We start from the raw sequence: 18,209 nt of genomic DNA, 5'->3' as shown, positions 1-18,209 counted from the left end.
AATTAGCTATCTTTCTAACTTTTTAGTGCTTTCTTCTAGATATTTTAAATCATTACCTGTTAAATAAGGAGATAATTTTTCATAAGTTGTTTTATTGTAATCATTTAACCAATCTAGCTCTTCATCTGTTAGCATTTCAGTAATAACAGGTCTAGTATCTAATGGCACGTATGAAAGCATTTCAAATTCTAAAAATTCTCCAAACTCATTTTTACCTTTTTCAACACAAAGGGCAATATTTTCTATTCTAATACCATGAGATCCCTCAATATAGATTCCTGGTTCAATACTAGTAACCATTCCAGGTTCAATAGCAACTGGTGAATATCTATAAGAAATATTTTGTGGACCCTCATGAACGTTTAAGAAATAACCTACACCATGTCCAGTACCATGATTAAAGTCTATCATATATTTATATAGAGGTGCTCTTGCAAATGCATCCAAAAAGTAACCTGTCTGTCCTTTTTTCCAAACAGCACTAGCTAGTCCTATATGAGATTTTAATGTTAAAGTATAATGCTTTTTCATTGTTTCAGTAAGTTTACCTAAAGATATTGTTCTAGTAATATCTGTGGTACCATCTAAATATTGTCCCCCGCTATCAACTAAATAGAAATTACCAGTAGTTAATTTAGAATGTTTAAATTTACTTGGTGCATAGTGTGGCATAGCAGCATTTGAACCATAAGCAGATATAGTTTCAAAACTAGGTTCAATAAAATCACTTCCTTGTTTTCTAAACTCAAGAAGCTTTTCGCTAGCTATCCATTCATTTATGGTGCCTGTTTTAACTCCAGTTTCAATCCAATTTAAAAATTTAACTAAAGCTACTCCATCTTTTATATAGGCATTTTTTTGATTTTCTATTTCAGTCTCATTTTTTATAGCTTTAAATTTTTTAATAATTGAAGTTTCTTTTAATCTTCGAACTTGGTTAGTTTTAGAAATTATTTTTTCGTTTGCAGTAGAAGGGTCAAATATTAAAAGCTCTTTTCCACTTAATTGTTCTAAGTCTTTAAAAATTTCATCGTATGCTTTTACACAAACTCCATTATCATTTAATATAGATCTTATTTCATCATCAACTTTTGTTTGGTCTATATATAGATAAGCTTTTTCTTTATCTATAAGAACATAAGATAAAAATACAGGATTATAGTCTATATCATTTCCTCTTAAGCATAAAATATAGGCTATTTCATCAAGGGCAGTTACTAAATAATAATCTGCTCCCTTATTTTTCATTTCTTCTCTAACCTTATTTATCCTATCTTTTGGATTTATTCCAGTATATTTTATATCGTGATAAAAAACTTTTTCAGATGGAAGGCTAGGTCTATCTTCCCATATTTTATCTATTAAATCTTCCTCTGTCATAAAAAGTCTATCATCAAGTTTTTCAATTAGATCCCTATACAAAGAATAAGAAACATTTTCTCCATCAAGTCCTATTTTGCTACGAGCTGGAACTTCTTCCTTTAAAAATTCTATAAGGCTTGGAAAACCTTCAACCCCTAATTTATATAATTTAAACTCAGAGTCTTGAAGTTCGTAATTTGCTTGAATAAAATATCTTCCATCAGTCCAAAGTATAGCTTTGTCCTTAGTTACACAAACAAAACCACTAGAACCAGTAAAGCCTGAAATAAACTCTCTTGTCTTAAAATGATCTGCAATATATTCTGATTGATGAGGATCTGAAGTAAGCACAATATAAGCTTCTAAATCTCTTTCAGCCATTAATTTTCTAAGTTTTTTAACTCTATCATTTATACTATTCATTAATAATACCTCCCAAAATAATTATATATCAAGTTAAACCATTCTTCAATTATAAAATTTAATAATAATATTATTTTAAAATATAAATTTAAAATTATTAATCAGTAAAAAAAATATTTAAAAACTGCTATATTAAAGACCATTAGAAAACCTTGAATAAATCTAATATATAAATTATAATTATAAATGATAATAAAAGAAACGAGGAAAATCGAATGAAACTTGGTATTGTAGGACTTCCTAATGTTGGAAAAAGTACATTATTTAATAGTATAACAGAAGCTGGAGCAGAATCAGCTAACTATCCATTCTGCACAATAGATCCAAATGTTGGAGTAGTTGATGTCCCAGATGAAAGACTCACATTATTAGCTAAACTATCAAATTCAAAAAAAATAGTTCCAGCTAGCATTGAATTTTACGATATAGCTGGACTTGTAAAAGGTGCAAGTAAAGGAGAAGGACTCGGCAATAAATTTCTTTCACATATAAGAGAAGTTGATGCTATAGTTGAAGTTGTTAGATGTTTTGAAGATGAAAACATTGTTCATGTTGATGGTTCAATAGATCCAATTAGAGATATAGAAACTATAGATCTTGAACTTATCTTTTCTGATTTAGAAATGCTAGAAAAAAGAGTTTCAGCTCTAGAAAAAAAAGCTAAAGCCGAAAAAGAATTAAGAGAAGAATTAGAAGTTATGAAAAAAGTTCTTTCCGTTCTTGAAGAAGGTAAATCAGCTAGAAGCCTTGACCTATCAGATGAAGAAAAAACAATATTAAAATCATATAATCTACTTAGCACTAAGCCAATCATCTACTGTGCAAATGTAAATGAAGATGACGTAAATGACTACTCAAAAAATAAGTATGTTCAAAAAGTTATTGAATATGCTAAAGATCAAGGCTCAGAAGTTGTGGTTATTTGTGCGAGAATAGAAGAAGAACTAACTGGTCTAGATGAAGAAGATAAGAAAGAATACCTTGAAACTATGGGCTTAAAAGAATCTGGATTAAATAGACTTATAAAATCTTGCTACAGTCTTCTAGGCTTAATGTCTTTTTTAACTACAGGAGAAATGGAAACTAGAGCCTGGACCATAAAAAAGGGTACTACTGCAGTTAATGCCGCTGGAAAAATCCACTCTGATATTCAAAGAGGTTTTATAAGAGCTGAAACTATAAATTACAAAGACCTTTTAGCAGAAGGATCTCTTGTTAAAGCAAAGGAAAAAGGACTTGTAAGACTAGAAGGAAAAGATTATATAATGCAGGATGGAGATGTAGTTCTCTTTAGGTTCAACGTATAGGTTTCTCAAAATCCTCTTAATGATTTCTAGATATTACTAAGATAAATCAGTTTTTACCTATATTTTCTTAATATTTTGCAGCAAGCTTTTACCAAAAATGTAACAGGGATAATTTTTAATTGGTTAATATTTAATCTTTTTATGTATAATATATTTCTTGAATAAATCTATAATAAAGTGGACTAAAGTAAAAGTCCTCTTTATTTTTTTATTAAGAATGAAGCGATGACTTTTCAAAAATTATTTTATATTAACAAATATGGTTTTAATTTAATATATGTTATTAAAAATAAATTCTAGAAAAATAGCTAAAATATATGGACTTTTTTTAAATATATTTATTATAATAATTTGCTTTCCTATGTTTTTACATAATTTAAAATTTTAGGCTTGGATAAAAGCTTACTTCAAATTTTTATAATAAACTCATTTTTTATTAAATCAATTTTTTTTAATAAAAAAGCACATCTAACATTTAATCGTTAGTGTGCTTTTTTTGCTTTTAAAATTAAAGGCTTTTTGTTTTTAAGTTCGTTTTAGTATATTGTATTTAGAAAAATCTTCTATTTTATTTTTTCTATAATTCTAGATCTTGTTTCAAAATCATCTGTTGATCCGCTTATTGAAGGATTTTCTTTAGCAATTTTTGACATTTCTTTAAGTATGTCATTAACTTTCTTTAGATCACTTGTCTTATCTTCAAGCTTATCTATGCCCATTTCCTTGTAGTTAGTTAAGGCAGAATTAAATTCACTATATGATGAATTAAAAGATTCTGTAGCAGAACCTAAATCTCCTAAACCTTTTTTAAGTTCTAAAATACCATTATTTAGACTTTTAAGTCCATTTGACATTGGATTAATTGCTTTTTCATTAAGTTCATTAAAATTTGTTAGTGAGCTTACTCTACTAGAAAATTCATTAATTCCATCAGAAACCATTTTAGCTCCGGATCTTAGATTTTCAGAATTTTGATTTATTTGTAATATACCTTCTGAAAGTTTAGCTATTCCATTTTTATTTTTTTCAGCTCCATTTTTTAATTCTGTTGATCCAGCAAATAAAGTTCCTGTAGCTTCGTCTAGTGCACAAATTGATTCTTGTAATTTTTTGAGGTCGCTCTTATCTAAACCTTCTGCTATTTTTTCACTAGCTTTAGATAAACTTTCAGCTGCAAATCCTATTTTTTCTTTAGATTGGCTTAACTCTACATCAATCTTTTCAAAATTAGATGCTGCCTGTCCAATTCCATTTGAAAGGCTATTTGCTCCCTCAGAAATTTGTGTAATAGATTCTTTAAAATTACTTAAACCTTCAAGATTAGTTTTTATTGTACCACTTTGAACTTTAAGATCATTACTAATTGAGCTTAAAGCATTTATTTCTTCATCCCAAGATCCATCTAGATTTTTTGAATTTAAACTAGCAATTAAGTTATCAATTTGTTGTGAATCTTGATAAATTCCTCCTAAATTTTCCTGTGGATTTGGCATATTATTTAAAGCTGAGTTTACTGATCCAATACCATTTGCCAAATCTTCAGATGATTCTTTTAAGGTTTTTAGTCCATCATTTAATAATTTTGTATTGTCTGCTAAAGGAGTAATCTTTTCTTCAAAGCTTTTAAGTCCACCACTTAGATCTTTCAAAGAATTAGTTAATTCTACAAAATCTCCTCCTTTTTCTCCAGAAATACCTTCACTTAATTTTTTAGTTGCATTTTTTAATTTACCTAGACCATTTTCTAATTTTTCTGCTCCATCATATAAAGCTATAGATCCTTTTTTAAATTCATCCATATTATTTGATATTTGATCTACTCCAGCTGTATATTTGTTAACTCCATTATATAAGCTTGTTGAACCTTCATTTAATCTAGATAAAGCAGAACCAGCAGGTTTAATTTTATCTGGAATATTATTTAAGGCACTTGAAAAATTATCAAATGATTTTACTAACTTGTCTGATCCTTTAGATAATTTCTCCGCTCCCTCATTAAGTTTTTTTACTCCATCATCAATTTTAATTCCACCATCTTTAAATTTTCCCGAAGCATCTACTAATTTTCCTGCGTTTTCTTCTAAATCTGAAATTCCATTTTCTAAATCCTCAAAAGATAATAAATTATCATCATTTTGGAAAAACTCATTGGTGATTAGTGAGTAAATTTCATTAGATTTATAATTTTCTATATCCAATTCAATTTCTATTGAACTATTTAGTTTTTCAAGCTTATCACCGTCAATAATATCTTTAAAATTTTCTTTTATCCCTGGTGTTAATATTGCTGTAACAATTTGGTTTTTTCCGTCTTTTGCTAATTTACCATCTCTTGTCTTTATATTTTTAGCTGTATCTTCATCAAAAGTCATTCCTGTAATTACTATATATGGAGAATAAATATCTCTTTCATCTCCGTCTATATTTCGTTGATTTTTTAATTTATTGATGGCTTTTATTTCGATTTTCAAATGTCCACTTTTACCATCAAGATCTTTTCCTTCAATTTCATTACCGTCTAATATATATTTAACTACTACGTCAACTGGCAATTCTTTATCTGTTTTTCCTTGATAATAAATATCTCTATTATTTTCATTCCAATCAATATATCCACTATTTACATTGACAAGCTCGTCAGTTTTAAGATTTTTAATTTCTTTTAAATTAGATTTATCTTTTAAATTAATTTTATCATCGCTATTTAGCCAAACTGATACAGTTTTATCTTTTACTTCATCCCCTATTTTGTTAACAAATATAGTTTCATTTTTTCTTACCTTTGGAATATCAGCATAAACAGAGTTTGTAAGAACCAATGAAATAACACTTACACCTGATACAATTTTCATTATTTTTTTATTCATTTTAAACCTCCTAATTTAATCCTTTTGTTGTCTTTTTTATAAATGGAAATGTAATACTAATAATTGCTGGAAGGAACAAAATTATTGTAATCATACTAATAACAGCACCTCTAGCTAAAAAGCTACAAATTGTAGATACAATCTCCATTTTAGAATATAAGCCTACACCTATTGTTGCTGCCATAAAAGAAAGTCCAGAAGATACAATTGATTTAGAAGTTTCTTTAACAGATACAGCCAAAGATTCATTTACATTTTTATTAATTTGATACTCATGTAAAAATCTATTAATCATTAAAATAGAGTAATCTATTGTCGATCCAAGTTGAATAACGCCTATAATAATTGATGTTACAAAAGGTATTGTTTGTCCCAAGTAAAAAGGAAGGCTCATATTTATTAATATTGCAAGTTCAATTGATGCAATTAATATTATTGGAATACCAATAGATTTAAATACAAGAGCAATTATCAAAAATACTATTGCAATAGAAGCAATATTTACCATCCTAAAATCACGATCAGAAATTTTTGTTAGATCTTTTGTTAGAACGGCTTCTCCAGTTAAATATCCTTCACTGTCATATTTTTCAACTATAGATTTTATCTTATCAACTTGTTCTGATACATCCTGTGAGGCTGTTTGATATTTTGAATTTAGCATAATCATTTGGTATCCATTATTTTCAAAATTATTCTTAAATTTTTCAGGTATCATATAGTTTGGAATAGTAAGTCCAGTTAGAGAATTAACTCCTAAAACATTATTTATTCCTTCTACATTTCTTAGCTCATTAACAAGATTTTTCATACTTGTATTAGATATGTCGTCTTTAACTATTACAAAATGAGTTGAAGCCATATTAAAATCTTTTTTCATTTTATTTAAAGCTACAATTGACTCTAAATTATTTGGAAGAGATCTATCAAGATTGTAGTAAACTTTAGTATGTGTTGATCCATAAATAGCTGGTATAAATAAAAGTAAGAAAACTACAAATAAAGTTTTTTTATATTTAAGAGTAAAATTAGATGTCTTTTCAAAAGAAGGAAGAAGAACTTTGTGATTGAATCTATTTACAAGCTTTTCTGCAACTAATATCATTGGTGGCAGAACAACTACTGTAGAGATTAAACCTAAAATTACTCCTTTACTCATTACTAGCCCTATATCTCTACCAAGACCAAGTCTCATTAACACTAGAGCTATAAATCCTGCAAAAGTAGTTAGTGAAGATGCAAAAAGAGAAGAAATTGTTTTTTGTATTGCATTATCCATTGCTTCATTTTTAGATTCATAAATTTTCTTTTCTTCAACATATCTATGATATAGAAAAATTGAATAATCCATAGTTACAGCAAGCTGTAAAACCGCAGCTATCGCTTTAGTAATATAAGATATTTCTCCCATAATTATGTTAGTACCAAAATTATATAAAATTGCATATCCTATATTTAATAGAAACAAAAATGGTATAATTGTAGATTCGTTTGTTATACTCAGAATAATTAAGCCTAGTATAACAGCTAATCCTACATAAATAGGTGTTTCTTTGTCGATTAGATCTTTAGTATCTTTGACAACAGAACTTATTCCACTTAAAAATTTTTCTTTTGATTCAATAGATCTAATTTGCTCAATTGCAGACATTGTTATAAATGATGATGAAGATTCTTTAAATTTTATCATTAAAAGAGTTGAATCTTCGGAGTAAAAAACATCTCTTATTTCATCAGGTAAAAACTCATTTGGAATACTATCTCCTATAATTGAAGACTTGCAAATTACATCCTCAACACCCTCTATTTTTAAAATTTCTTTCATAATTTTATTTGCATCATAGTCTGATCCCTTTAAAAGGAGCATTCCAGTTGCTGCATTTTTAAAATCCTTATCTAATATTTCCTGTCCCTTAGTTGAATTAAGATCACTAGGAAGATAAGAAAGAATATCATAATTCACACCAGTATTTTTATATCCTATCCAAGAAGGAATTAATAATAAAGTCATTATTAGTAATACCAAACGTGGATGGTGTGAAATATATTTTGAAACTTTTTTCATATTATTTACCTCCTATCTCTATAAAACATTTTTTTTGTTAGACTATACAAAACAGGTTTTGCTTCTTCTATAGTAAGAATAGCACCTTCCATTAATGTGCTTTTACATGTTGAAATTAAAATCTCTATTGTCAAAGAGAGAATATATAACTTCTGTGAATAAGTATATTCACTAGAAAATAAAGACTCATATCTATTTAATATGAATTGAAGAGTAGTCTCTGCTTCTTTTAAGTCCTTATCATTTTCAATTTTAGAATATAATGCCCAATTAATATTTTGACTAATAATCTCAAGTTCAAATGGATGATCTATAAAATAGTCAAAAATATAATTTATAAATGAAATATATCTTTCAACGGGATCTTTTTCATAGCAGCTATTCTCTGCTTTTAAAACCAAATCTACAGCAATATTAACTACTAATTTTTCCTTTAAATCTTCTTTATCTGTAAAATAAAGGTAAAAAGATCCTAAACTATATCCTGTCTCTGACATAATATCCCTTATAGATGTTTTATCAATTCCCTTCTTTCTATATATCTTCATAGCAGCATTCATTATTTCAATTTCTTTATTTTTTTTAAGATTTAGATTCAAAATTTACCTCCTTTTTTATAAATGAACAATGTTCATGCTTGTTACTTATATATAATACCATCTTTATGAATAATGTTCAATAGTTTTTATGATATTTTTTATTTTTTAAATAAAAAAAGCTGAAACAAAAAGTTTCAGCTCAAAGTTTAATTATCTTTAATAATCTTTAATCCTATCTCCATTAGTTCTACGCCTAAATTATAATTTTCTCCAATCAAATCAAAAATCGCATCTTCCGATAAAATTCCCAAATCCATCCCATCAGGTATTGGAAAAGTATTTGAATCATCAAAATCTTTTGTGAATTGTTCAGAATAATAATAGTCTAATAATTTTTTGTATTCTTTTTGGGATTTTTTTAAGAGTTTTAGACTCTTTTGAACTTGATTAATTGTACTCAAGTGTTTATCATATATATCTTGATATTCTTTAACTTTTTCTATTTCCATACTCTCTCCTCCATCATTTTCAAAAAAAATTTTTATCTAAAAATTTATATAAAAGTAAGCTTTTCCTATCATAAGATAGAAAAAGCTTAAATTATAGTTATAATAATCTTTTAAAAATTGATACTAGTTAAGCACTAACAACATCTGTTGCTTTAGCTGGCTCAATAGCTTGTCCAGGGAAAATACATTTTGTAGGACATTTAGAAATTGCAAGATTTAACTTTTCCATATCTACATTATTTGGATCATATATAGCCCTAGCTAGATTATCTTCAACAACAAATCCCTCAGGATATTGTTTTTCACAAATTTTACATCCGATACATCCGATAGAGCAAGATTTCCTAACAGCAGCTCCCTTGTCATGTGATTTGCATTTTACAAAAGCTAGCATTTTATAAGGAACTAATTCAATGAGTTCTTTAGGACAAGTGTCAATACAAGCTCTACAAGCAGTACACTTTTCCTTATCAATAACTGCAATCCCATTAACCATGTCTATAGCATCAAATTGACATACTTTTTGACAACTTGCTCCACCAAGGCATCCATAAGAGCATGCTTTATTTCCATTTTGAATATTATTAATAGCTCTACAATCAAACTGTCCTACATATTCATATTTATCTTTTGCCTTGTTTTTGTCACCTTGACATTTTACTACAGCAACTTCCTTATCAGAAGTAACAAGTTCTGCTCCCATAATTACGGAGAGCTTTTCAGCTAGTGGTGCTCCTCCTATTGGACATGCATTAACTGGAGCTTTACCTTTTGCAATTGCTTCAGCTAAACCATCACATCCGGGAAAACCACAAGCACCACAGTTTGCTCCAGGTAAAGCTGTTCTAACTTCTGCAACTTTCCTATCTACAGCAACGTGAAAAACTTTAGATGCATAAGATAATAGAATAGCAAAAACTAAACCTAGTCCTCCAAGTACCAATACTGGTACTAATATTGTTTGTAAATTATCCATTAATTCCTCCTATACTAGTCCCTTAAATCCCATAAATGCAATTGACATTAAACCAATTGTAAATAAGGCTGCAGGAACTCCTTTTAAAGCTTCTGGAATTGGTGCATTTTCCAATTTTTCTCTGATTGAAGCAAGTAAAACAATTGCGATTATAAAACCAATTGATGCTCCTAAAGCATTTCCAATAACTTCTAATAAATTATATTCTGCTTCAATATTTAAAATCGCAACCCCTAAAACTACGCAGTTAGTAGTAATAAGTGGTAAATAAACTCCAAGAGCATTATATAAGTTAGGAGATGTTTTCTTAATTACCATTTCAATAAATTGTACCAAAGTAGCAATTACAAGAATAAAAACTATGGTTTGCAAATATTGAAGTCCTAACGTATCAAGTATTAATTTTTGAATAAAATAAGTGATTACAGAAGCCATAGTAATTACAAATGTAACTGCTAAGCCCATACCAAAAGCTGTTTCAGTTTTTTGAGAAACTCCAAGAACTGGACAAATTCCAAGGAATTGGGCAAGAACGAAGTTATTTACAAAAATTGAACCAATGATTATTCCAAATAAATTATCCACGAGAAGCTTCCTCCTTTAATTCTTTCAACTTTCTTTTTTTACTAATATTATTAAATACAGCTATAATTATTCCAAGAATAATAAATGCAAATGGTGCTTGTGTGAAAATTGGAATGATAAATTCTTCAGGAATTATTCTAAGTCCTAAGATAGTACCTGAGCCAAAAAGTTCACGAATGGTTGCAACTATAACAACAGCAAAGGTATATCCAATGGCATTACCTAGTCCGTCAACTATAGAAGCTAAAACACCATTTTTTGAAGCAAAAGATTCTGCTCTTGCAAGAATAATACAGTTAACTACTATAAGCGGAATAAAAATCCCCAAAGAAGAATATAAGCTTGATAAATAAGCTTCCATTAGCATTTGGATAAGAGTTACAAAAGTTGCAATAATTACAATATATGCAGGAATTCTTACTTTGTCTGGAATGAAATTTCTAAGTAGTGAAATTACTAAGTTGGAACCTGTAAGTACAAAAATAACAGCCGCTCCCATACCAAGTGCATTTGTAACAGTTGTAGTAATAGCAAGTACTGAACATAGTCCGACAAGCTGAACAATTACTGGATTGTTTTTAAAAATACCATCTAAAAATATCTTTTTCATATATTCCTCCTACTTTACTAATCCTTTATGAACATTGGCAGCAGCATTTAACCCTCTAAGAATACAATTTGTAGAAATAGTTGCTCCAGAAATTCCTTGAATATCTGTATCAGTTGAAGGATTTTCAGCAGCTACAAGCTCTCCGGAATTTACGTTGTTTTCTTTAACCCCTTCTTCAAACGCTTCTTCCTCAGCTTTTTTACCAAAGCCTGGAGTTTCTTGAGAAGATAAAACTTTAAAACCTGTAGTTTCTCCACTATTTTCAATTCCTACAATAAACTCAATGCTTCCACCATATCCACGCTTGGATACAACTCTATATACATATCCAGTAGTTTCACCATTTTTTGAACATTTAAAAACTTCTTTTACGGCAGAGTTTTCAGTCTTTTCCAATAGTGAACTAACCTCACTCTCATCATCTTTTACAATTTCATCAGCATCTGAGTAAGCAAGTCTTAAAGATTCTTCAAGTTCTTTGGCTCTTCTATCGGCAATAACTGGACTAGTAAAATTGTTGACAAGAGATAAAATAAAGGCTGCAAATGCTGTAATAATAAATAGTCTTAAAGCTAAAGTTTTCATTTCTTTCATTATTTGCTACCTCCTGTTCCAAATGTCTTTCTCATAGTATATTTTTCGATAAGTGGTACACAAATATTCATAATTATAATTGAAAAACTAACCCCTTCTGGATAACCACCAAATTGCCTTATTATAGTTGTAAGTACTCCGCATCCAATGGCAAAAATAATTTGTCCAAGTGGGTTAATTGGTGTTGTTGCATAATCTGTTGCCATAAAAAATGCACCAAAAATTAGTCCACCAGCTAAAATTTGAAAAATTGCTCCATCTAAGCTTTTTTCAAATATAAATGATAAAACAAATGTAGTTAATATATAAATAAGAGGTATTTTAATATCAATAACTCTCCTAACTAATAAATAGCAAGCTCCAATTAATATAGCTAGCTTACTAACTTCTCCAATTGATCCACCAACATTTCCTAAAAATAAATCTAAATTGCTTGGAATCTCACCGCCTGCAAGAGGTGTTGCTTGAGAAACCATATCTGTAAGTGGTTTAGTAAAATTAGACATTTCTTTCCCAAAAGATGCAAGAAGCATAGCTCTAGCTGCTAGTGCGGGATTCATAAAGTTTGAACCAAGACCACCGAAAAACTGCTTTACAACTACTATGGCAAAAACAGCCCCAAGTGCAGCCTTCCATAAAGGAAAAGTAACTGGTAAATTAAGTGCTAATATCATTCCAGTAACAACAGCAGATAAATCATAAACTGTAACTGGTCTTTTAAACATTTTTTGGCACAAAGCTTCAGATACAACAGCAGCGATGCAAGTTACAATAATTAATAGTAAAGCTCTTAATCCAAAAAAATAAACACTTGCTATTGATGTTGGAATAAGTGCAATAATAACATCAAGCATAATTCTTTGAACGGTTTCACTACTTCTTACATGAGGTGAAGAAGAACCAATAAGAAGATTATTTAAAACTAGCGTTTCTTTCTTTTCAATATTTTCCATTTTAATTTCTCCTTGATTTCTTTCTTATTTCGCCTTTACCAATTCTTATAGTGGCTAAAATAGGCTTCTTTGAAGGACAAATGTAAGAACAACTTCCACACTCAATACAGTCCATAATATGAAGCTTAGCTAACATATCATAATTAGAATTTTTAACAGCTCCAACTATTGTAGGAGGCTCCAAATAAACAGGACATACATCAACGCATTTACCGCATCTTATACAAGCTTGTTCTATATCATCTTTAATCATTGCTTTGTTAATTACTAAAATTCCGCCTGTTGCTTTAACACTTGGAGCATCTATCGAAAATTGAGCTTCACCCATCATAGGTCCACCAACAATAACCTTAGCAGGCTCTCCATTAAATCCTCCTGCCTTTTCAATTAAATATCCAAGGCTTACACCAACTTTAGTTAAAACATTGATAGGATTTACAACTCCCTCACCTGTTACTGTAACAATTCTTTCAATAAGAGGAGAATTTTTTACTACAGCTTCATATATTTTAACAGTTGAATAAGCATTTACAACAACAACACCAACATTCATAGGAAGTGCTCCCGAAGGAACTATTCTACCAGTAGTTGCATCAATTATCCTCTTTTCATCCCCCTGTGGATACTTTGGTTTTAAAGATACAACCTTTATATTATTAGTTTGACCTGCCTTTTCACTTAATAATTTTATTGCCTTTGGCTTATTGGATTCTATTGCAATAATTCCATTTTTTGCTCCAACAACTTTCATTGCAATCTTTAAACCTGTGATTAAACTATCACCTTTAAGTTCCATAATCTTCTGATCTGCAGTTAAGTATGGTTCACACTCTGCACCATTAACTATAACTGTATCAATCTTAACATCATCTGGTGGAGAAAGTTTTATATGTGTTGGGAAAGCAGCTCCTCCAAGTCCAACTAGCCCTTTCTCTCTAATTAAATCTAGGATTTCCTTATTTGATAAACTTTCATAATTCCTGTTAGTTTCCTCGTATCCTAGTTCCTCTTTAAAATCATTCTTGATTTCAATTCCCTTAGTCATAACTCCTGATGGAGTTGTAATATCAAGAATCTTAACTACATCTCCAGATATAGGTGAATGAACAGGTACAGAAAGAAAAGCTTTGCTATCACCAATTTTTTGGCCCTTTAAAACATGGTCTCCTACCTTAACTAAACTTTCAAGGCCGGCACCAATGTGTTGCTGCAAGCTTACTACAACTGAATCTGGATTAAGAGCCTCAATAACTTCTTTGTTTGAAGTAAGGCTCTTTCCATCTGGCATATGTACTCCACCTCTAAATGTAGCTTCTGACATTTTATTACCTCCCTTTTTTAAATTTGGTGCAAAAGAGGGGACTCGAACCCCTATGAATATTCTTCACTACCCCCTCAAAGTAGCGTGTCTACCAATTCCACCACTTTTGCATCTTTAACATATTCTATTATATAATAAGTAGAAATATTTTCAAGAAGTAATAAATAAAAATAAAAAAGACCTAGTTATTTAACTAGATCTTTTAGAAAAGTTTTATAATTTTTCCATGCTAATTTCATTATGTTTTTAGAATTATTTTCTTCTGGAATGTGATCTCCATAAAATAATGAATACTGATTATAAGAATTTTCTACTTTTTCTACATAATTTTTAGTTTCTTCAAAAGGAATATTTTTTAAAGTCACTCCATCAGGAGAAATATTTTCATCTTCTAACCACTTTTCAACATTTCCAATTCCACCGTTATAAGCTGCCAAGGCCAATTCTTTAGTTTGAAAATGATCTAAAAGGTATTTATAATAATATGTTCCATATCTTATATTCATATCTGGATCAACTAATTTTTCAAATGAATAATCTTCTCCAAGCTGCTCACTAATCCACTTTCCTGTTTCATCTACGATTTGCATAAGTCCCTTTGCATCCATATGTGAATGAGCGTCTTTATCAAATCCAGACTCCACATTTATAATTGAAGCTATCATTAGCTCATCAACATCATACTCCTCAGCATATTTATGAATTAAATCCTCATATTCAATTTTCATTGTAGTTGTTTTAAAAAATACTGTACCAAAGCTTATTAAAAATAGGACAAATACTAAAGATAAAATTCCAATTAAAAACGCTTTTAAAGCTTTCATTTAATCACCTCACCTGTTTCAAGTAATTTTATCATATTTTTAGCCTTTTTTTCAAGACTATTTAAGTCAAGATTATTATCTATAATATAATCCACTTTATTATAATTTTCTGAATCATACTTTAAAGTGTCTATATGATTTTTAGCTAGCCTTGGTGAAATCTTATCTCTTTTTATCAAATCCTCTAGTCTACTTTCATAAGATCTTTTAATATAAATAATTTTATTAGGAGTTAAAATCTTATCAACTATATCTCTAGCTTCAAAGTATAATGGAATTTCTATAAAGCAAAATTTTTTTTTCTGTATTTTGTTATCTTTTTCAATATCTTTTTTTATAGATAGTAAAATTTTTGGCCATAAAAATTTTTCTAATTTCCTTTTCTTTTTTGAATCATTAACTATAATCTCTCTTAACTTCCTATAATCAATATTTAAAAGATCAATTTTAAATTCAAAAATATTTTCTAACTGATTTAAATTTTCTTTATTGTACTGCATTTTAGTATATTTATCAGCGTAGTAAACACTGTAGCCTAATTTACTTAGAATTTTACAAAATTCACTTTTACCTGAAGCAATCTCACCAGTTACTATATTATTTTGCGTCATACCAAGATTTACCTATACTTATATCAGCAATTAATTGAACCTCTAATTTAATTACATTTTCCATTTCTTCTTTTACAATTTTTTTTACCTGATCCAGCTCTTCCTCAAAAGTCTCCACAATTAGCTCATCGTGCACCTGTAAAATTAACTTAGATTTTAGTCCATTTTCTTTTAATTTATTATACACATTAAGCATAGCTTTTTTGATTATATCTGCAGCTGATCCCTGGATTGGTGTGTTTAAAGCCATTCTCTCCCCAAAAGACCTTATATTAAAATTAGAAGAATGAAGCTCACTAATGGCTCTTTTCCTTCCTAATATAGTTTCCGAATATCCCTTTTCTTTTGCCAGTTCAACTATTTCATCCATATATGTTTTTATTTGTGGGTATGAAGCCTTGTATCCATCAATATATTCTCTAGCTTCTTTCCTTGAAATCTTTAATTCTTCAGAAAGTCCGTAGTCAGTTTGACCATATATAATTCCAAAATTAACTGCCTTAGCATGACTTCTTTCCTCTCTCGTTACATCTTTAGGATCTTTATGAAAAACTTCGGATGCTGTTTTTGTATGAATATCTACTCCTTCTTTAAAAGCACTAATCATATTCTCGTCTTCTGAAAGAGAAGCTAGTACCCTAAGTTCAATTTGAGAATAATCACTATCAACAAGAACTCTTTTATCTCCTGCTATAAACGCCTTTCTAATTTTCCTAGCTAAATCACTTCTTTGAGGGATATTTTGTAGATTCGGATTTACTGAAGAAAGCCTCCCCGTTTGTGCTACATTTTGCATAAAGGTTGTATGGATTTTTCCATCATCAGAAATTAAGGGTATTAATCCGTCTATATATGTTGATTTTAATTTTGTATAGAACCTATAGTCTATTATTTTTTGTACAATAACATGTTTGTCAATTAACTTTTCTAAAACCTTAATATCTGTTGAATAGCCAGTTTTTGTTTTTTTAATTACTGGAAGTCCAAGTTTATCAAATAAAACTTCTCCAACTTGCTTAGGAGATGATACTTTGAATTCATAGCCAGCATCTTCAATTATTTCCTTCTCCAAATCCTTAATCTTTTCACTTGCTCTATTATTAATCTCATTTAAAATATTTGAGTCAACTTTAAATCCTTCTTCTTCCATACTTGCTAGGACCCTAACAAGTGGTAGTTCAAGATTTTTGTATAAGTCTCTAAGTTCAAGCTCTTCCAGAATTTTATTTTCCCTATAAAAAGCCTCTTCTAAATAAAAAGTCGAACTAGCTAGATATAAATTTAAGTCAGCTTTTGGTATTTCGTCTAAAGACTTTTTCTTTTTTCCACTTCCAATAAGAGAATTAAGAGTGCTAGTTAGGGGATAGGATTCTAAACTCAAATATTCATCTAATGATTTTCCAGAGTTATTAGATGAATTTAGATAGCTCATTATTGAAATATCCTCATAACAATTTAGATCTATATTTTCTTTGATTAAGGCGTAGTGGCATGGCTTAGAATCATAAAAAATTTTTACAATATTTTCACTAGATAAAAAACTAGCTAAATATTTATTCGAAAAATCTTTACTTGATTTTAGATAGTATATATAAACTAAATCCTCTTTTTCCTTCTTTAGACTTACCGCAAAGGGTTTAGACCTTGTATATACCTCATTTTCAAATAAAATATTCATAAAAGTTCTAGATCCATCTTTAATTGATTTAAAAATTTTTTCAAAATCTTCTAAATTATCTATTTTTTCAAAATCTAATTTTCTATCAGATCCATTATTTTCTTCAGGATTTGTCAAGTCTAATTCTTCTAAAAAAGTATTAAATTCTAGATTTTCAAAATCTTTTATTATCTCCTCTTTATCTATTTTGGAAATTTTATAGTCTTCCAAGTTATCAGAATAATCTAAATTTATAATAATTCTACCAAGTTCTCTACTCATTAGGGCTGTCTTTAAGTTTCCCTCAAGCTTATTTTTTGTAGATTTTGAAGATATATTATCTAAATTATCGTAAATATTTTCAATTTTTCCAAATTCCTTAACTAATTTAATACCTGTCTTTTCGCCAATTCCATAAACACCAGGAATATTATCAGACTTATCTCCCATAAGCCCTTTTAATTCAATTAAATCTTTAGGATTTAGATCGTAATTCTCCCTAATTTTTTTAAGATCATATTCTTCTAGTTCAGAAATTCCCCTCTTGTTATACATGACAGTTATATTTTCATCTACAAGTTGAAGATAGTCCTTATCACCAGTAAAAATAATAACCTCATGACCCTTATCTGAAAATTTTTTGGAAATTGATCCTATAATATCATCTGCTTCATATCCAATCATATCGAAAAATTTAATTCCCATATCATTTAATATGTCTCTAATTAATCCAAATTGAATATTTAGTTCATCTGGAGCTTTTTCTCTATTAGCCTTATAGGCATCATAAGATTCAGCTCTAATAGTTTTTTCTTTCCTATCAAAAGCTACAGCCACATATTTCATATCATATTCTTTTTTTATCTTAAAAAACATTCTTAAAAAGCCGTAAAGAGCATTAGTTGGTATGCCTGTTTTAGTTTTTAAATCTCTTATAGCAAAAAAAGCCCTATATAGCATCGATGATCCATCGATTAAATATAATTTATCCATAAATCCCCCCTAT

The 18,209-nt window shown here is 29.0% G+C and carries 15 protein-coding genes and 1 tRNA gene; 1 reads left to right on the top strand and 15 read right to left on the bottom strand.

The window, feature by feature from the left end:
- Positions 1–6: 6 nt before the first annotated feature.
- Entirely contained in the window at positions 7–1,785 is a 1,779-nt protein-coding gene (locus VLK81_RS05455) for an aminopeptidase P family protein (protein WP_324619651.1), read from the bottom strand.
- A gap of 215 nt (positions 1,786–2,000) precedes the next feature.
- Here VLK81_RS05455 and ychF point away from each other — a divergent pair, with 215 nt between their 5' ends.
- Entirely contained in the window at positions 2,001–3,092 is a 1,092-nt protein-coding gene (gene ychF / locus VLK81_RS05450; RefSeq protein WP_324619650.1) for a redox-regulated ATPase YchF, read from the top strand.
- A gap of 563 nt (positions 3,093–3,655) precedes the next feature.
- On the opposite strand, the gene VLK81_RS05445 is transcribed toward ychF, so the two are convergent.
- From VLK81_RS05445 to polA, 14 genes are all read right to left on the bottom strand, one after another.
- Positions 3,656–5,959, bottom strand: a complete 2,304-nt coding sequence (locus VLK81_RS05445) for a coiled-coil domain-containing protein (protein ID WP_324619649.1) — start codon at positions 5,957–5,959, stop codon at positions 3,656–3,658.
- 10 nt (positions 5,960–5,969) lie between these two features.
- Positions 5,970–8,024: an efflux RND transporter permease subunit gene (locus tag VLK81_RS05440; RefSeq protein WP_324619648.1), complete on the bottom strand. Its 2,055-nt coding sequence runs from the start codon at positions 8,022–8,024 to the stop codon at positions 5,970–5,972.
- Between the two features lie 5 nt (positions 8,025–8,029).
- A complete protein-coding gene (locus tag VLK81_RS05435; protein WP_378142969.1) occupies positions 8,030–8,584 on the bottom strand; it encodes a TetR/AcrR family transcriptional regulator in 555 nt (184 codons plus the stop codon).
- 185 nt (positions 8,585–8,769) lie between these two features.
- Complete coding sequence (locus tag VLK81_RS05430; RefSeq protein WP_324619647.1) at positions 8,770–9,072, bottom strand: DUF4298 domain-containing protein; 303 nt, start codon at positions 9,070–9,072, stop codon at positions 8,770–8,772.
- A 127-nt stretch (positions 9,073–9,199) separates the two neighbouring features.
- Positions 9,200–10,048: an RnfABCDGE type electron transport complex subunit B gene (locus VLK81_RS05425; protein ID WP_324619646.1), complete on the bottom strand. Its 849-nt coding sequence runs from the start codon at positions 10,046–10,048 to the stop codon at positions 9,200–9,202.
- Positions 10,049–10,057: 9 nt separating this feature from the next.
- Entirely contained in the window at positions 10,058–10,633 is a 576-nt protein-coding gene (gene rsxA, locus VLK81_RS05420; protein ID WP_324619645.1) for an electron transport complex subunit RsxA, read from the bottom strand.
- Positions 10,626–11,243 (bottom strand): electron transport complex subunit E, encoded by a 618-nt coding sequence (locus VLK81_RS05415; RefSeq protein ID WP_324619644.1) that lies wholly within the window; start codon positions 11,241–11,243, stop codon positions 10,626–10,628. The genes rsxA and VLK81_RS05415 overlap by 8 nt, the downstream gene beginning before the upstream one ends.
- 9 nt (positions 11,244–11,252) lie before the next feature.
- Positions 11,253–11,837, bottom strand: a complete 585-nt coding sequence (locus VLK81_RS05410) for an RnfABCDGE type electron transport complex subunit G (RefSeq protein ID WP_324619643.1) — start codon at positions 11,835–11,837, stop codon at positions 11,253–11,255.
- Complete coding sequence (locus VLK81_RS05405) at positions 11,837–12,790, bottom strand: RnfABCDGE type electron transport complex subunit D (RefSeq protein WP_324619642.1); 954 nt, start codon at positions 12,788–12,790, stop codon at positions 11,837–11,839. Before VLK81_RS05405 ends, VLK81_RS05410 begins: the two co-directional genes overlap by 1 nt.
- Before the next feature lies 1 nt (position 12,791).
- Complete coding sequence (gene rsxC, locus VLK81_RS05400; protein WP_324619641.1) at positions 12,792–14,111, bottom strand: electron transport complex subunit RsxC; 1,320 nt, start codon at positions 14,109–14,111, stop codon at positions 12,792–12,794.
- 24 nt (positions 14,112–14,135) lie between these two features.
- Positions 14,136–14,221: transfer RNA gene (locus VLK81_RS05395), tRNA-Leu, on the bottom strand.
- Positions 14,222–14,296: 75 nt separating this feature from the next.
- Positions 14,297–14,935 carry a lytic transglycosylase domain-containing protein gene (locus VLK81_RS05390; RefSeq protein WP_324619640.1) on the bottom strand — a complete coding sequence of 213 codons (639 nt, stop codon included), beginning with the start codon at positions 14,933–14,935 and terminating at the stop codon, positions 14,297–14,299.
- The gene (gene coaE / locus VLK81_RS05385; RefSeq protein WP_324619639.1) at positions 14,932–15,546 is read right to left on the bottom strand and encodes a dephospho-CoA kinase; all 615 of its coding nucleotides are present in this window, start codon (positions 15,544–15,546) and stop codon (positions 14,932–14,934) included. The genes VLK81_RS05390 and coaE overlap by 4 nt, the downstream gene beginning before the upstream one ends.
- On the bottom strand, positions 15,533–18,196 hold the full coding sequence (gene polA / locus VLK81_RS05380) for a DNA polymerase I (protein ID WP_324619638.1): 2,664 nt from the start codon (positions 18,194–18,196) through the stop codon (positions 15,533–15,535). The genes coaE and polA overlap by 14 nt, the downstream gene beginning before the upstream one ends.
- Positions 18,197–18,209: the final 13 nt, after the last annotated feature.

This window comes from Citroniella saccharovorans (assembly GCF_035481615.1).
Lineage (GTDB): Bacteria > Bacillota > Clostridia > Tissierellales > Peptoniphilaceae > Citroniella > Citroniella saccharovorans.
This window is presented reverse-complemented; position numbering and strand designations above follow the sequence as displayed.

Bases quoted from the DNA above. Each gene is read 5' to 3' on its own strand.
- VLK81_RS05455 (WP_324619651.1), bottom strand. From the start codon at position 1,785: ATGAATAGTATAAATGATAGAGTTAAAAAACTTAGAAAATTAATGGCT.
- ychF (WP_324619650.1), top strand. From the start codon at position 2,001: ATGAAACTTGGTATTGTAGGACTTCCTAATGTTGGAAAAAGTACATTA.
- VLK81_RS05445 (WP_324619649.1), bottom strand. From the start codon at position 5,959: ATGAATAAAAAAATAATGAAAATTGTATCAGGTGTAAGTGTTATTTCA.
- VLK81_RS05440 (WP_324619648.1), bottom strand. From the start codon at position 8,024: ATGAAAAAAGTTTCAAAATATATTTCACACCATCCACGTTTGGTATTA.
- VLK81_RS05435 (WP_378142969.1), bottom strand. From the start codon at position 8,584: ATGAATGCTGCTATGAAGATATATAGAAAGAAGGGAATTGATAAAACA.
- VLK81_RS05430 (WP_324619647.1), bottom strand. From the start codon at position 9,072: ATGGAAATAGAAAAAGTTAAAGAATATCAAGATATATATGATAAACAC.
- VLK81_RS05425 (WP_324619646.1), bottom strand. From the start codon at position 10,048: ATGGATAATTTACAAACAATATTAGTACCAGTATTGGTACTTGGAGGA.
- VLK81_RS05415 (WP_324619644.1), bottom strand. From the start codon at position 11,243: ATGAAAAAGATATTTTTAGATGGTATTTTTAAAAACAATCCAGTAATT.
- VLK81_RS05410 (WP_324619643.1), bottom strand. From the start codon at position 11,837: ATGAAAGAAATGAAAACTTTAGCTTTAAGACTATTTATTATTACAGCA.
- VLK81_RS05405 (WP_324619642.1), bottom strand. From the start codon at position 12,790: ATGGAAAATATTGAAAAGAAAGAAACGCTAGTTTTAAATAATCTTCTT.
- rsxC (WP_324619641.1), bottom strand. From the start codon at position 14,111: ATGTCAGAAGCTACATTTAGAGGTGGAGTACATATGCCAGATGGAAAG.
- VLK81_RS05390 (WP_324619640.1), bottom strand. From the start codon at position 14,935: ATGAAAGCTTTAAAAGCGTTTTTAATTGGAATTTTATCTTTAGTATTT.
- coaE (WP_324619639.1), bottom strand. From the start codon at position 15,546: ATGACGCAAAATAATATAGTAACTGGTGAGATTGCTTCAGGTAAAAGT.
- polA (WP_324619638.1), bottom strand. From the start codon at position 18,196: ATGGATAAATTATATTTAATCGATGGATCATCGATGCTATATAGGGCT.